Origin of the sequence: Bradyrhizobium macuxiense (assembly GCF_007993935.1) — a bacterium.
In the GTDB taxonomy this organism is placed as follows: domain Bacteria; phylum Pseudomonadota; class Alphaproteobacteria; order Rhizobiales; family Xanthobacteraceae; genus Bradyrhizobium; species Bradyrhizobium macuxiense_A.
The window spans coordinates 186,149-200,545 of record NZ_VITY01000017.1 but is presented as its reverse complement, the minus strand read 5'-3'; the positions used below and the strand labels follow the sequence as shown (position 1 = coordinate 200,545).

The following is a 14,397-nucleotide window of genomic DNA, read 5'->3' as shown; positions in this document are numbered from 1 at the left end:
AGCTCTTGCGTGCCATCATCCGAGCCTTCCTCGAGACCATCCCGGCGCCAAATATCGCCTGAGCCCGGCGGCGCGCCGGTTCTTCACGAACGACTCATTACATCCTCACAAGCCCGGCAGCCTTGGCGATTGGCGCTCCTCTTCGGCAAGTCTCTGGGCGCGTCTGAAGCGGCTTTTCACGACTTCATAAGGATCATCAACGACCCGTTGGATTCGTATCGATTTGCGCGCCTCTAACAGAGCCGGTGCAGCGGAATAGGTTCTCATCTTCCTCTCCCCATGAGGGAGCAAGAGATTAGCTTCACACAATCTCTTGAGATCGCGCGATGCGGTGATTTCCGTAACTTCTGTGTCGCGCCGATAGCGCGAGTTGGAAACCCTTATGCCTAGAGCGGCATCGAACATCGGAAACCAAAATCGCTCATTCAAACCGTGCTTCGCGATTATATCCATGATCTTGTTGTATAAGGCGTCGGCTTCCTGAACGCGACGGATCATCCTTGCTGCTTGCTGATAATGCGCCCTCAAGCAGTATCTAACCCAAGGCAACGCATCATTGGTGGGATTCCACTTCTCCTTTCCCACCTCAGCTAGCACGTCGTAATAGCTCTGAATGTTGGCGCCAAGCCACTCTTCGATTGAGGAGAACACCGGATCAAGGATGCCATCGCTAGCCAACACAAGAGTCTGAACAGCGCGCGCCAAACGCCCGTTACCATCCGAGAACGGATGGATCATAGTAAAATTGAGATGAGCCATTGCAGCTCGCACAATTGAAGGGCCGCGCGTTTGTCGTTTCAGCGACAGAACAAGCTCCTCGATCAGATCGTTGACGATCTCAACGTCAGGCGCTTCGTAAGCGGAAATCACCGTTCGCTATCTGGCGGACTACATGGCGGCGTCCGAGCGTCGTCGCCGTTCCATCATTGAGGGATGCAAGTATCGGCCCCTTGCCAGGTTGCTCCAGCACAAGGAGGCGCAGATCACGATTTCGAGCGCGCTCCAATCCGGCGCGCCCGATCCCAAGACTTTGGAAAAGAAAGCGGATTTCATCCGCAATAAACTTGCAACGGGCGATTTCGAGGCTCTCACGAATGAGGCCAATGCCGATTACGTCGAGAGATTCAGCGAAGTCGTCGCTAGCATCAAATTGCCGAACGCGGAGATTTTGCCCGGCAAAGTCTTCCCGGCCGCAGAAATTCAAGGCGTGAAAGTGCGCTTCTCTCCGCACCTCATTTTGAGACGCGTGGATAAAAGCAATAAGCAACGCAACGGCGCTTTCATGCTCCGCTATGCGAAGGGTACTCCCCTCGATCCCAGCGTCGGCAACTATCAGTCGGCGGCAGCGTTCGGCATGCTCAAAGAGTACTTCACAGAGGAAGGCGCAGAGGCGGGATAAAGCGATCTGCGTCACCTTGGATGCCTTTAGCGGGACGCTTTACCCGGCACCGGGAAGCGCAGTTAGGATGTTCGCGAACATGAAGGCCGCATGCCAAACAATCGTGGAGAGGTGGTCGAATATCCCACCGTCAAAGAACGCAATCATCTAGTCGGATTGCGCCTGTTCCGCTCACGACCGGCGGTCCCTGACGGGGACCGCTTTTTGCTAGTGGCCTATTTCGCATCTGCGAGTGGCCTATTTCGGCCAGTACCGGCGCAGGCTATTTCGCGCGGCATCTTAGACGCATGCGGGCGCTTTACGCGGCGCGTCGCCGCGCAGTTGCGGATGGCTTGTCGGCGCTATTCGGCGATCACATCACGGTGGATCTTCGGCCCGGTGGGATGCATTTGATCGCGCGATTCGCTTCTGGCATCAGCGATTTCACATTGGCTGATCTCGCACAGGAGGGCGGCCTCTCCGTGGAGGCCCTGTCGCACCGTGCGACAACACATGCGTGCGGACCAGGCCTGCTGCTGGGATCCACCAACATCGCCGAAGCGGATGCGCCTGCTGCTTGCTATCGGCTTCATCACATCATTGGGAAAGCCGTTGCATGAGGCGCCGAGCGGTCAGCGTCGGCTATTGAGCCAAACCGGTCGACAACGACGTCGCTGGGTTCCGGCTGGAACGAATCACCATCCGCAACGGTCCCTTTCGAACTGCAAACTCGGAAAACTGGAACAAACACGTGCCTTCAAACTTTCCGTCGAACGATCAGCCAATTTTCCGTCGCGCCAAGCGCACGCGGCCGTTGGGTAGTTCCGGAGGATAACGCCTTGCCGGTCCGAACATTCTTGGGGGCGGACGGGACGGCCGGCGCCCAATCTGCAATCGCACTGTCATCCCGGAGGAAGAGGGTACGTTGTTCCGCACGCTCGCAACCGTCATCGCCCTGTTGGGCGGCTCCGCCATCGCTCACCGCGCCAAATCCGACCGCATTCGCCAACCGAGCACCGGGCTTGCCAGCCGGGTTCGAGCGGCAGTTCACGCAGCGCTACACCGAAGCCAATGGGACACGATTGCATTTTGTCGAGGGTGGCGACACGAACGGACCATTGGTCGTCCTACTGCATGGTTGGCCGCAGACCTAGTACACCTGGCGCAACGTCATGCCCAAGCCGGCTATCGGGTCGCGGCCGTCGACTAACGCGGCGCTGGACAATCCGATAAGCCGGCGACCAGCTACGACAAGGCAAACAAGGTAGGCGATATCCGCGCGCTCGTACACTCGCTCGGCGCCGCCAAGGCAAATCTGGTTGGCCGCGATATCGGCGTCATGGTCGCCTATGCGTATGCCGCGCGATGGCCGCCGAGGCCGAGACGATGACCATGCTCGACGTTCCCATACCGGCCGCCCGCTTGGAACGAGGCCAAGCACAAGCCCGATCCCGCACTGTGGCACTTCGCCTTCTTCCAGCGGCTCGACTTGCCCGAGCTGCTGATCGCGGGCCATCAATTCACTTTCGTCCGCGACTTCATCCATGACCGCGAATATCGCCCGATCGCCGACGACGACATTCGAGTCTACGCCGATGCCTACGCTTCGGCCGGTGGCTTGCGGACCGGTTTCGAGCTCTATCGCGCCTTTCCGGAGGACGAGACCCGCTTCGCCGAGTTCGAAAAGACCAAGCTGTCCATGCCCGTGCTGGCGATTGCCGGCGACAAGAGCAACGGCATGGTGGAGCTGACCATGGCCCAGGGCCTGGCGCGCGACGTGAACGGAGGCACGGCGCCGGATGCCGGCCATTGGCTGCCGGACGAAAATCCCGAATATTTGTCGGCACGACTGATCGACTTTCTGCGGGAGAACGGAAAGTGAGGTTTCACGGAATTCAGCACGCCAGTGAGCGTGGCCCATCGATCTCGTCGGTCAAGACAGACGAAGCCAGCGTGGCAATTCTCAAGCGGTCCGCTCATGCCGCGGTCGAAAGCCTGCGGCCTCGAGGAATTCAGCTCATTTGCTGCGGCTCTTGCCGTAGCGCTCGGTCATCACTGGAAAGCGATGCCGCCGACGCAGTTGTACGAGTTCGTCATCGCTAATCACACCGATGTTGCTACTGCACCGATTTAGTCGGGTGCGGCGGATTAGATTCTTGATCCAAGCCATCGCCGTCTCAATGGCCCAATCGGTTTGATGAGAAGTCAAGGCGGGGATGGTGGCGTCCGCGCCATGGCCATGCGGGTTCCGACCGTGAATGAAGTAGGCCTTCAACGTGTTTCCCTCCCACGGGACAAGGAACCGTCCGTTCTGACAGCTAACAAGGTTGTCAATGTAATTGGCGGCGGCACGCTCGCGGCCCGTCGACCAGCTCTTGTCGTCGGATATGATCTTGATGGTGCTCTCGAGCGCCTTTGCCGCGTGAAAGGCTGCATCTTGGCGCTGTAGCGGGGTGGTTGTGCGCAGCTTTCGCGCGGCCACCAAATTCCGGACAGCATCAACCGGACCCGCACGCGTGGCGACGGCCCGCCGTCCAGGCTGCCTCCGCCGAACGCCTGTCCCCTTGAGGCGAAGGGAAGGCTCAAACCGGTGTAAAGAACGGCAAAGGCGCCCCGTCCGTCGGCTTCCACGACAGTTTCACCTTCTGGCCGATCCTTATCATTTCCAGGTCGCAATCAATAATGTTCGTCTGCAGCGATGGGCCTTCCTTCAGCGTCACATAGGCGATCGCATAAGGTCCGCTCGGTGACTTCCGCATCAGGCTGAACGTATAGATCGTGGCTTCGCCCGAACTCTCTTCCCAGACCGTCTGCTCGGAGAAGCAGAACGGGCAGATCGAGCGCGGAAAATAGTGCGCCTCGTGGCAAGCGGTGCAACGCTTGATCATGAACTTGCCGGCCTTCGCCGCTTCCCAGAATGGTGCCGTTTCGGGATTGGTCACAGGAGCCGGATATGTCCTGGTTTCGTTCATCACACGCGCTCCAGGATGGCCGTTGAAGCGGCGTGGCGGACGCCGAGCAGCCCGCCGGTGCCGTGCGCAATGGCGAGGTCGCAGTTCTTGACCTGCACCTTTGGATGCGCCTCGCCACGCAACTGCCGCACGGCCTCGATGATCTTGGTCATGCCACCGCGGTTGACAGGATGGTTGCTGCAGAGGCCGCCACCATCGGTGTTGAACGGTAACTTGCCGACGCCGGAGATCAGATTGCCGTCGGCGACGAATCTGCCACCCTGGCCCTTCGCGCAGAAGCCGAGGTCCTCGAGCTGCATCAAGACGGTGATGGTGAAGCTGTCATAGATCGAGGCGTATTTGATGTCCTTTGGCGTCACGCCAGCCTCCTCGAAAGCGCGCGGGCCGGACCAGACGCCGGCGGAGTAGGTGAGGTCGAAGTCCTTGCCGCCGTTGGGACCCTTGAGGGCTTCGCCGTGACCGATCAACCGCACTAGTGGATTCTTCAGGCTCCTGGCAATCTCCGGCGACGTCACGATCAATGCACCGCCCCCGTCGGTGACGACGCAACAATCGAGCCGGTGCAGCGGATCAGAGATCATCGGCGAGTTCACGACGTCTTCGACGGTGACGACATCCTTGAGCAGCGCATGCGGATTGTATTGCGCGTGATGTGAGGCCGCGACCTTGATCCAGGCTAGCTGTTCGGCTGTGGTGCCGTAATCGTGCATGTGACGCATCGCGCACATGCCATAGGCGTTGTGGGTGGTCGCGCCATAAGCCGCCTCGAAATCCGCTTCGGCGCCGGGTGAGCGCACCGGACTATGGCCGGTGCGCGGCTTGCCCGCCAGCGTGATCAGGGCGACCGAGCATTTGCCTGCCGCAATCGCTTCGGCTGCGTGGCCGAGCTGGATGATGTAGGAAGAGCCCCCCGTATCGGTGCTGTCGATATGGCGGACCTTCAGGCCGAGATAGTCAACCATCGGCCAGGTCCCGCCCGGTGCATCGCCGGACAGGAAATATCCGTCAACATCATTCTTGCTGAGACCTGCATCCTCGATAGCTCCTCTGGCGACTTCGGCGTGCAGCTGCGCGATGGATTTGTCTGGCGCATGCCGAGTGGGATGCTCATAGATTCCCGCGACGTAAGCTCTACCCTTGATGGTCAACTCGTGCTCCATTGGCGTTCTTGCCTGGTGCTGGCTTGCCGGAGGAAATCCCTGGCAGAGACGAGGCTCGCGTCGCTATTCGTCGAGAAGCTTCCAGGACGTCTTTTCGAACACTGCCATCCGCAAGGCGCGGTAGGGGGCATGGTTCTCCTTGGAATTGGTCAGCTCGATTCCCGGCAACAGCATGTCGACTCGGTCCTTGTTGAAGCTCGTCGCCTGCGCGAGCAGGTTCTCGCGCGTCAGATTGTCACCGCATCGCTGCAAGCCCTTCGCGATGGCCTGCGCATTGATGTAGCCGGACAGCGCGACGAAATCGTACGGGCTGTCGTTCGGTGCCCATTTCTTCATGAAGGCGATGTAGTCCTTCACCTCCTGGTCCTCGGCCCAGGCCGGATCGCTGGCCTGCTTGGCGAACTGGGTGGTGTAGGCGCCCTGGACGTTGTCGAGGCCGGCTGGCGTCAGCACGCCCTGGATCGAGTTGACCGGACTGGCGAGGATCTGGACCGGCTTCCAGTTGATCTCGTTGGCCTTCTTGATCGCCTGTGCGGCAAACTTCGGCGTCGCGAAATAGATCAGTGTATCGGCGCCCGACGCCTTGAGCTTGAGAACTTCGGAGTCAACCGTGGGATAGCTGAGCTCGTAGCTCGCTTCCGCCACGATCTTCGCCGCGCTGCCTCCGCCCAATCCCGACTTGAGGCCGGTGAGGTAGTCCTTACCGTAATCGTCGTTCTGATAGAGGACCGCGATCTTTGCATTCGGCATCCTGTTAAGAATGAATTTGCCGAAGGTTGCGCCTTCCATCTCAAACGGCGGATAGAACGGGACGGTCCACGGGAAATTCTGCGGATCGTTGAAACGGCGGCCGCCGGCCGAAATGAAGACCTGCGGAACCTTGTTCTGATTGAGATACTTTTGAACCGCAACGTTGGGCACGGTGCCGACCGTCCCGACCTCGGCGAGCACGCCATCGTCGTCGACCAGCTTGCGGGTCTGCTCGATGGCTTTCGGTGGGCTGTATGCGTTGTCGAGCGAGATCAGGATCACTTTCCGCCCGTTGATCCCGCCAGCTTCGTTCAGCATCTGGAAGTAGCCGGTCATGACCCGGCCATAGCTCGAAAAGGCCGACGCCGGTCCGCTGTAAGGCACGGTCTGGCCGATCTTTATTTCGGTGTCCGTTACGCCTGGGCCATAGTGCTTCTCTCCAGCAATGGCATCGACTGCATGGCAACCCAGCGACAGCGCCGAGATGGTGACCAAGGCTGAGACCTTCATGTTTCCCCTCCTTTTGTGGTTCTTGTGCGCGATCTCAAGGAAGTCGCATCAGTACATGTGTGTACGATATACTATAAAACAGAGATTGCGTCATGCAGTATTTGCGGGGATCTGCTGCAGCGCGAAAGTCGGATTTGGAGCCTGCGGCGTCTTTGGCCCTTGAATGCGAATCGATCTATGTTATATATAGTAATAAAGCGTACTAATTTTCTCGATCGAGAAGTGCCGCGCAAGGGCTGTCCTTGGTCGAAGGCCGTGGGAGCAAACATGGGGACCTCAAGCGCGACGGCTCTGGCCGCGTTGAAGATCGGAGGGCGGGTGGCCTATGAGCGGCTGCTGCGGCCGAAGGCACGACAGCGTGACGATGTGCCGTGCTCGCCCGATGCGATCACCCCGGAGTGGCTGACCGCGGTGCTATGCGACAAGGTACTGGGGGCGATTGTGACGCAGGTCGAGGTCAAGCTCGCCAGCGCCGGAACCCATGAGCGGCATCACCTGGTCGTGACCTACAATGAAGAGGGCAGACGTGCGGGACTGCCTGGTTCGATGTTCACGAAGTCGCTGCCAAGCATTGTCACCAGGATGATCGGCGGTTTCAACGGAACCGCCCGCGCCGAGGGGCGCTTCTACACGCAATTGCGACCGCAACTTGGGATCGAGGCGCCGGCCGGGTATCACGCTGCCTTCGACCCGCGAACGTTTGCCTCTATCCTTCTGCTGGAGGACTTGGTGGCAGCAAAGTCGGCCAGCTTCTGCAATCACAAGACCTACGTCTCCCGCGCAATGGCAGAAGACATGATTGATCTGCTCGCCGCGCTGCACGCCCGCTTCTACGGCGATTCCGCGTTGGCAACCCAGTATCGGTGGGTCGCCCCTTACCCGCGCTGGTTCAGTATCGGCGCTCAGAAGATGGACCTTGAGTATTACACCTGCAAGGCTTTCGATGCCGCCTCGCACGTCATTCCCCAAAGTGTGCTGACACAACGCGAGGCCGTCTGGCCGGCGGCCTTGCGCGCGCTCCCCGTGCATGAAAACCAGCCCCAAGGCCTGCTTCATTCCGACGTGCACATTGGGAATTGGTATCGGACCGGCGCGGGGAAGATGGGCCTGTGCGACTGGCAATGTTTGGCGCGCGGTCACTGGTCACGTGACGTTGCCTACGCCGTGACGGCCGCGCTAACACCGGACAATCGCCGCAGGTGGGAGAGGGATCTGCTGGCCAGGTATCTCGAGCGCTTCGCCGAACTGACCGGTTTCAAGCCGGACTTCGAGGAAAGCTTCCGCAACTACCGGCAACAGATCGTGCACGCGCTGCTGATGTGGACGATCACACTCTGTCACTCGCCATTGCTGCCGAATATGCAGCCGGAGGACACGACGCTGACGATGATCGAAAGAATATCAACGGCGATGGCCGATCTGGATTCGCTGAAGGAGTGACGTTCCTCTTCTTACATTGGCCGAGCGCGCCGTCCCAATCAAGATGGAAACAAGGGAGTCAAGATGTCAGCACAGAACTCTTTGCAGACGCAGGCTCAAGCGGATGGGACACCATGGTTGTCGGGTGGAGCGCCAGGGGCTCCTGTCGCGCGCGCGCTCGTGCGCTCGCACGCCGACATTCGCGCGATCGAACAGGTTCCGATTGATCATCTGTTCACCAGCCGCACGATCCTGCAGGCGATCGAGAGTTCGAAGAAAGCTGATCCGGACAAGGCCGCGATCTTACAGCTCTTGTCGTCTGATCCCGACGCCGCGCCGCGCAGATTGACCTACGCGGAACTGACAAGGGCGGTAATCCAATCCGCAAATCTGTTCCACAAGCTTGCGAGCCCCGAGAAGCCCTCGGTCGTTGTAATTGCACCATTTTTGCCCGAAGCGCTGATAGCGACATGGGCAGGAGCAACCGCTGGCTGCGTCACACCCATCAATCCGGCCCTGGACAACGTCCAGCTCGCGTCGATCATGAATGCGGTCCACGCGAACATTCTTGTCGTTGCCGACAGGAGTTATGGCTCCGCTGCATGGTCCCGACTCAGCGAATTTGCCTCGAGCGTTCGAACACTGAAGCATGTCTTGACCATCGATTCGCATCGTAGCGACGATTTTCTCTCGTCGTTGGAAGATATGCCCGGAGCTTCGCTCAGCTTTGACGAGAATGTCAGTCCTGATGCGGTCAATATTTATATCCCGACCGGCGGCACGACGGGAGCGCCAAAGCTCGTCAAACTGACAACGCGCGGCCAGCTCTTGAACGCATGGTTGTTTGGCAGTCTATCCGTAGCGAGCAGCGACGAGGTTGTCGGCCACGCGATGCCAAATTTTCACGTCGGTGGCCTGATCGCGATTTCGCTGCGTGCGATGCTGTACGGTCAGACCTTGCTTACGCTCACTCCGTTGGGGTTCCGTGACCCCGGTGTCATCAGGAATTTCTGGAATATCGCCAGGAAATACGGGATGACAAACGTCATCATGGCGCCAACCACGGTTGCGTCATTGTTGGACCAGGCGGAAGGGACATCCAAGGGGCATTGCTTCAAAAGCTTCATATGTGGTGGAAGCACAATCCCCGTAGAGCTTCTCAATGAGTTCTACGAAAAGACGGGCATATACCTGAAAGAAACTTGGGGAATGACCGAATTTCAAGGTCCATGCTCCGGTCACCTGACGGGTCAGGCCAGGCCCGTCGCGGGTTCCGTCGGAATCGCCTATCCTCATCACCACGTGCGCGTGGCTAAGCTGTCCGACAACCGCTTCATCGAAGAGCTGCCAGCCGGCGAACGGGGAGTCCTGATTGTCTCGGGGCCCACGGTGACACCCGGCTACCTGGACGAAACTTTATCAACGGATCTGTTCGTGCTCGGCGGACCCGACGGTCAGAGGTGGGCTTCCACTGGCGACCTCGGTGCCGTCGACAGTGATGGCTTCATCTGGGTCTATGGTCGCGAGAAAGACGTTATTATTCGTGCCGGCAACAACATCGATCCCAAGGTAATAGAGGAGGCTCTGCAGCTTCACCCGTCCGTTTTGATCTCCGGGGCGGTTGGCCGCCCCGACGCGCTGAAGGGAGAGTTGCCGATGGCCTATGTGCAATTAAAGGAAGGCGCATCGGCCGAGCCCGACGAACTCATCGAGTTCTGTCGCGATCGAATGGAGCGCGGTGCAATTCCGGTCGAGGTGGTACTGATTCCCGCGATGCCCCTTACCGCCATGGGAAAGATTTCCAAGCCTACTCTTCGCGTCGATGCCATGAAGCGCGTTGTGCGAGAACTCCTAGTCAAGGTTGTGCCTGACGGAGACAGGATCCCGTTGAAAGTCGATGACGCGGGCAAGCGACCCGCCATGGTGGTGTTGCTGGAGCCTGAGTCGTTTCGCGACGCGGCTCTGGTGCAAAAGCTTCAGGAATGCTTCTCGCGATTCGCTTTCAAGAGCGAGATTCGCGAGCTTAGTGCTCAATAGGTCGGCGTGCTGGGCTCACGCCGTGCTTTTGCGTTCCATCGTTCGGGTGTCCCGCTGCGCGCGGGCTATCTTAGCAGTGGGCAATTTCCGTCCGACAACGGGCGCGTTGCGACGTTGGCCGGAATTTCTGCGACCAACTTGGCGATATCCCACTCGCTGGTCGACTCGCTCGGCCTCTTCACCTGCATCACGTACATGCCGTGTTCCATTTTTCCATCGGCGCGAAGGCGTCCGTTGTGCGCAAATACATCGTTGATCGGTGCAGCGCGCATCGTCGACATGACCAGTTCCGCGTCCTTGCTTCCTGCCTTTTGCACCGCTTTCAAATAGTGGCCGACCGCGCTGTAGCTTCCGGCCATGTTCATGTTTGGCACCTTACCGGCCCGGGCCAGAAAGCGCCGTGAGAAGGCCCGCGTTTCGTCGTTCAGATCCCATTCGAATGCCGCGGAGTAGACGAGCCCCTGAGCCGTTCGCAGGCCCATTCCCCGTACGTCGTCCGGCATGGTGAAGCTGCCAGCAAGGCGCATCGAGTTTGATACTCCGAATTCGGAGGCCTGCTTCACGAGATTGACGGCATCAGCGCCGGCTACGCTGAAGAACAGCACGTCGGCGCCGGATGCTTGGGCATGGAGCAAGAATGAAGAAAAATCCGCAGTGTTGACAGGCACCCGCACCGATCCGGCGACCTTGCCGCCACCAGCAGTCAAGACTGCAGTGGCGTCCCTCTCGATAGCCGTGCCGGCGACCGTGTCCATGGTGATGAAGAACCATTTTAGGGCGCCGCTTTTTACCAGAGCCCACGCCGTCGAATTGGCAATCCCGTAGGTATCGTAAGTCCAGTGAGCGACGTAAGGCGAGCACTTCGTTCCGGTAATGTCCGAACTCACCGCGCTCGTCGCTAAAACAATCTTGCGGCGAGGAAGCGCCAGGTCCGCTACTGCAAAAGTTATCCCGGAATGCGGTATGTCGACCACGGCGTCGACGTCCTCGACGTCGAACCAGCGTCGAGCGATGTTAGCGCCGATATCCACTTTCAATTGGCAATCCGCGTGGATCAACTCGACAGGCCTGCCCAGCGCCTGGCCACCGGCGTCTTCGATCGCCATTTTTACCCCTTCGAGGAGGGCGGTGCCGCCGACGCTCGCGTACGCCGACGAATAGTCGCCGAGCACGCCGATCTTTACCGCCCCCGTCGCGGCTGTTGCCCTGCGAACCACCGGAAGCTGCGATACTAGGGTTGCGAAGCCTGTTCCCAACACCGTTCGTCGATTAACTGGCACCTGTTTCCTCCGTGCTCCAATGCGCGTGTTAAGTTCATTTGCTATTCGGGCGGCCCTTCTCGTGAGGACCTTGCGGCAATCCCGGTCCGCTTTGGCCGGGCATTGGCATCCTGCAGGCACAACTCTCGTCGCGCGCTAGTTCTGGGCGTAGGCCTGCTTCGAACGAAGGCTGCTTTCTCGCAACGCCCTAGGCTGCTGAAATGCCGCCGTTGATGCTGATGGCCTGGCCAGTAATGCGCGCAGCCTGCGGGCTTGCGAGAAACGTAATCATCGCTGCAATGTCGTCGGCTTCCGGTACTCCAAGGTGAGCAAGGCTGGCCGCCTTTTCAAATAGCTTGGCGCTGAAGCCCTCCTTCATGATCGTCTCCGTTAGCGGCGTTCCGGCAATCAGCGAGGGCGTCAGCACGTTTACACGGATTCCGTCGCGCTTCGCTTCGACCGCAAGAGCCTTCGAAAACATAACGATCGCAGCCATTCCGGCGCCGATGATCGTCTCGCCGGGCGTTGCCGATTTGGCGGCATCCGAGGCAATATTGACGATAACTCCGGTGCCGCGTTGCCGCATGTCCGGGAGAACGAGCCCGCACATTTGGAGAGGAGCTACGACCAGCTGATTGATGATGGTGGGAATATTCGCGACAGGCGTCTTGTGAAACAGCTCCGGTGCGAAGCTGCTCGTGGTGCTGTTGACCAGGATGTCGATGCTGCCGATGATATCCTTGACCTTGTCGTGCGCTTCGCGCGCCCGCGCCGGATCATTTGCGTCTCCGGGCACGAATCGGACGTCGGAGTCGGGCGCCACCGCGAGAATGGTCTGGCGGGCACGCGCGCCGCGTTCGACATTACGCGCCATGAGCGCGATCCGTTTGACACCCGACGCTACCAGTTGCCTAGCGGTGGCCAACCCGACGCCAGACGTCCCGCCCACGATCAATGCGCCGCTTTCGGCAAACGATAGCGGTCTAGGCTTTGGAGTGCTCACGGCGCGTAACCCCGGTTGGTTGCGCCGGAAATTCTCGTGCGAAACCGTCGCACTGGAAATTCCCAGCAGACAGCGCAAATTTTTATTGAACGAATGTGTATGGTACACTAGCATACCAATTGTGCAAGAGCTCGATCGGTCAAATTGCCGAGACGCACAAGACGCCGCCCGGCGTGCTGTTCTGGCCAACCATGCCGATAGATCGGAGCGATGGACCATGTCTTATTTGCAGCCAAGATCACAACTTCGGACCCATACCGTAGAGAACCAGCCGCCGCCGCTCGAATACGTGAACGCCTATGAAAGCGATACGGCGCTCAGGGAGGCCGTCGCGCGAGAGGGCGGAGCTTGGGCAAATGACAATCTGAGTGCTCTTGGCGGCAAGGTGTTCGATCCGGAATGGATCGAAAAAGCTAACCTGGCGAACAGGATCGTTCCGGAGTTGCGGCGCTTCGACCGGTTCGGCCAGCGTGTCGATACCGTCGAGTTTCACCCGGCTTGGCATGACATCATGGGACTTGCCTTCGAACATGAGGTGCACGCCCTGCCGTGGCGAGCCAAACGGAACGGCTCTCACGTCGCGCGTGGTGCTGCCGAGATCCTGTTCTCTCAGCTGGAGTGTGGGGTCCTGTGCCCTGTAGATATCACGTATGGGATTGTGCCCATGCTGCGCAAACAGCCAGATCTCTCCAATGCTTGGGAGCCGATGATGCTCTCAAAGCAATATGATCGGCGGCCTATCCCGCACTGGGAGAAGAAAGGGATCACGATTGCCTTCACGTCCACCGAAAAGCAAGGCGGCTCCGACATCCGCCGAAACTCCACCTTGGCCACGCCAGCCGGTCAGCCTGGGCCCGGCCGCCAGTATCTTTTGACAGGGCACAAATGGTTCTGCTCGGCCGCCGGGGCGGACATCATCTTCGTGGTTGCCCAGACCGAGAAGGGGCCAGGGTGCTTTCTCGTACCGCGCTGGCTTCCAGATGGCACCCGCAATCCGATTTCGCTCGAGCGCCTGAAAGACAAACTTGGCAACAAGTCAAACGCCTCCACAGAACTCGAGTTCGACGGAACGCACGGTTGGCTGGTGGGAGAAGAAGGACGCGGCATTCCGACCGTTATGGAGTTCATGCTGCATACGCGCTTCGGCTGCGCGCTGATCCCGACGGGCATGATGCGTTTGTCGCTGACGCAGGCAATCCATCATTCACGGAACCGTTCGGCCTTCCAGCGGCGGTTGGTCGATCAACCATTGATGCGCAACGTGCTCGCGGATCTTGCGATCGAGTCGGAAGCCGCAACAACGTTGATGATGCGCATTGCACGCGCGTTCGATTCCTCGGCGACCGACGAGCGGGAGCGGGCGTTCGGCCGCATTTCCGTTGCCGTGGCGAAATACTGGGTCAACAAGCGTATCGTTCCATTCGTGCACGAGTGCCTGGAGACGCACGGGGGACCAGGTTACATCGAGGAATCGGTCATGCCACGCGTGTACAGGGAATCGCCGATCCATGGCATTTGGGAAGGGCCAGGAAATGTCATCAGCCTGGACATTTTGAGGGCATTTCGCAAGGAGCCTCTTTCCGGCGAGGTATTTTTCGCCGAGCTTGAGGAGGTGCGTGGTCAGGACACTCGACTCGATGCCACGATCGATGAATGTCGCTCCCTGGTTTACGATGAGCATATGCCCGAGGGGCGCGCGCGTTATCTCGCCGAACGCATGGCGGTTGCGATGCAGGCGGCTACTCTGATCCGCAATGCTCCAAACTTCGTGGCGGACGCATTTTGTATGACCCGTCTCGGCGAACAAGGTGGCAGGGCATTCGGTACCTTGCCGATATCGGTCGATATGGGGGCGATCATTGGCCGCGCATATCCGGGCTAGCCCCCAGTCCCGTCGGCGAGGGGCACC

13 protein-coding genes are annotated in these 14,397 nt (G+C 59.4%); 6 read left to right on the top strand and 7 right to left on the bottom strand.

Annotated features, from left to right (window positions below):
• Nucleotides 1-105: 105 nt before the first annotated feature.
• Entirely contained in the window at nucleotides 106-870 is a 765-nt protein-coding gene (locus tag FBZ93_RS34840; protein ID WP_146991930.1) for a Fic family protein, read from the bottom strand.
• Nucleotides 871-892: 22 nt separating this feature from the next.
• On the opposite strand from FBZ93_RS34840, the gene FBZ93_RS34835 reads away from it, so the two are divergent.
• The 3 genes from FBZ93_RS34835 (at nucleotide 893) to FBZ93_RS41145 (ending at nucleotide 3,260) form a co-directional block, all read left to right on the top strand.
• A complete protein-coding gene (locus FBZ93_RS34835) occupies nucleotides 893-1,399 on the top strand; it encodes a hypothetical protein (RefSeq protein ID WP_146991929.1) in 507 nt (168 codons plus the stop codon).
• Nucleotides 1,400-1,686: 287 nt separating this feature from the next.
• Nucleotides 1,687-1,998, top strand: coding sequence for a hypothetical protein (locus FBZ93_RS34830; protein ID WP_146991928.1), 312 nt, complete (start codon nucleotides 1,687-1,689; stop codon nucleotides 1,996-1,998).
• An 869-nt stretch (nucleotides 1,999-2,867) separates the two neighbouring features.
• Nucleotides 2,868-3,260, top strand: a complete 393-nt coding sequence (locus tag FBZ93_RS41145; RefSeq protein ID WP_208764100.1) for an alpha/beta fold hydrolase — start codon at nucleotides 2,868-2,870, stop codon at nucleotides 3,258-3,260.
• 135 nt (nucleotides 3,261-3,395) lie between these two features.
• Here the strand turns inward: FBZ93_RS41145 and FBZ93_RS34820 are convergent, their stop codons facing one another.
• The 4 genes from FBZ93_RS34820 to FBZ93_RS34805 all read right to left on the bottom strand — a co-directional run bounded on the left by FBZ93_RS34820 (nucleotide 3,396) and on the right by FBZ93_RS34805 (nucleotide 6,770).
• Nucleotides 3,396-3,860 carry a hypothetical protein gene (locus FBZ93_RS34820; RefSeq protein WP_146991927.1) on the bottom strand — a complete coding sequence of 155 codons (465 nt, stop codon included), beginning with the start codon at nucleotides 3,858-3,860 and terminating at the stop codon, nucleotides 3,396-3,398.
• Between the two features lie 100 nt (nucleotides 3,861-3,960).
• Nucleotides 3,961-4,350 carry a Zn-ribbon domain-containing OB-fold protein gene (locus tag FBZ93_RS34815; protein ID WP_146991926.1) on the bottom strand — a complete coding sequence of 130 codons (390 nt, stop codon included), beginning with the start codon at nucleotides 4,348-4,350 and terminating at the stop codon, nucleotides 3,961-3,963.
• Nucleotides 4,350-5,498: a thiolase domain-containing protein gene (locus tag FBZ93_RS34810; RefSeq protein WP_146991938.1), complete on the bottom strand. Its 1,149-nt coding sequence runs from the start codon at nucleotides 5,496-5,498 to the stop codon at nucleotides 4,350-4,352. Before FBZ93_RS34810 ends, FBZ93_RS34815 begins: the two co-directional genes overlap by 1 nt.
• A gap of 75 nt (nucleotides 5,499-5,573) precedes the next feature.
• Nucleotides 5,574-6,770 carry an ABC transporter substrate-binding protein gene (locus tag FBZ93_RS34805; RefSeq protein WP_146991925.1) on the bottom strand — a complete coding sequence of 399 codons (1,197 nt, stop codon included), beginning with the start codon at nucleotides 6,768-6,770 and terminating at the stop codon, nucleotides 5,574-5,576.
• 267 nt (nucleotides 6,771-7,037) lie between these two features.
• Between FBZ93_RS34805 and FBZ93_RS34800 the strand changes: the two genes are divergently transcribed.
• Together FBZ93_RS34800 and FBZ93_RS34795 are read left to right on the top strand one after the other, a co-directional pair.
• Complete coding sequence (locus FBZ93_RS34800; protein WP_167529352.1) at nucleotides 7,038-8,210, top strand: aminoglycoside phosphotransferase family protein; 1,173 nt, start codon at nucleotides 7,038-7,040, stop codon at nucleotides 8,208-8,210.
• 63 nt (nucleotides 8,211-8,273) lie between these two features.
• Nucleotides 8,274-10,226 (top strand): AMP-binding protein, encoded by a 1,953-nt coding sequence (locus tag FBZ93_RS34795; RefSeq protein ID WP_146991923.1) that lies wholly within the window; start codon nucleotides 8,274-8,276, stop codon nucleotides 10,224-10,226.
• 65 nt (nucleotides 10,227-10,291) lie between these two features.
• Here FBZ93_RS34795 and FBZ93_RS34790 read toward each other — a convergent pair whose 3' ends face one another.
• Together FBZ93_RS34790 and FBZ93_RS34785 are read right to left on the bottom strand one after the other, a co-directional pair.
• The gene (locus tag FBZ93_RS34790) at nucleotides 10,292-11,506 is read right to left on the bottom strand and encodes an ABC transporter substrate-binding protein (RefSeq protein ID WP_167529351.1); all 1,215 of its coding nucleotides are present in this window, start codon (nucleotides 11,504-11,506) and stop codon (nucleotides 10,292-10,294) included.
• A 187-nt stretch (nucleotides 11,507-11,693) separates the two neighbouring features.
• On the bottom strand, nucleotides 11,694-12,602 hold the full coding sequence (locus FBZ93_RS34785) for an SDR family NAD(P)-dependent oxidoreductase (RefSeq protein WP_146991921.1): 909 nt from the start codon (nucleotides 12,600-12,602) through the stop codon (nucleotides 11,694-11,696).
• A gap of 103 nt (nucleotides 12,603-12,705) precedes the next feature.
• Between FBZ93_RS34785 and FBZ93_RS34780 the strand changes: the two genes are divergently transcribed.
• The gene (locus FBZ93_RS34780) at nucleotides 12,706-14,370 is read left to right on the top strand and encodes an acyl-CoA dehydrogenase family protein (protein WP_146991920.1); all 1,665 of its coding nucleotides are present in this window, start codon (nucleotides 12,706-12,708) and stop codon (nucleotides 14,368-14,370) included.
• The last annotated feature ends 27 nt before the right edge of the window (nucleotides 14,371-14,397 follow it).